Below are 218 nucleotides of genomic sequence, written 5' to 3'. Positions count from 1 at the left end.
TACCAATGTAGTTTAGGTAAAAGTAAGTTCTTTTGTAAAACCTGCTGCTCTCCAATTTTTATTGCTAAGTCTCAATCTCCTCAAAGATATCGCCTTCGATTAGGTGCATTGACCTGCGATATAAGAGAGCGACCCATATCGCATAATTTCATCCCCTCAATCTCTATTTGGGAAGCCTTAGATGCTCAGCTTCGTCGTTATGAGGGACATGAGCCAGG

At 41.7% G+C, this 218-nt stretch carries 1 protein-coding gene; it reads left to right on the top strand.

Annotated features, from left to right (window positions below):
- Nucleotides 1–218: GFA family protein (locus CWB78_RS18915; protein WP_502705100.1), on the top strand; the 218-nt coding region annotated here is incomplete at both ends.

Origin of the sequence: Pseudoalteromonas sp. S1612, from assembly GCF_005887175.1 — a bacterium.
Lineage (GTDB): Bacteria > Pseudomonadota > Gammaproteobacteria > Enterobacterales > Alteromonadaceae > Pseudoalteromonas > Pseudoalteromonas undina.
This window is presented reverse-complemented; position numbering and strand designations above follow the sequence as displayed.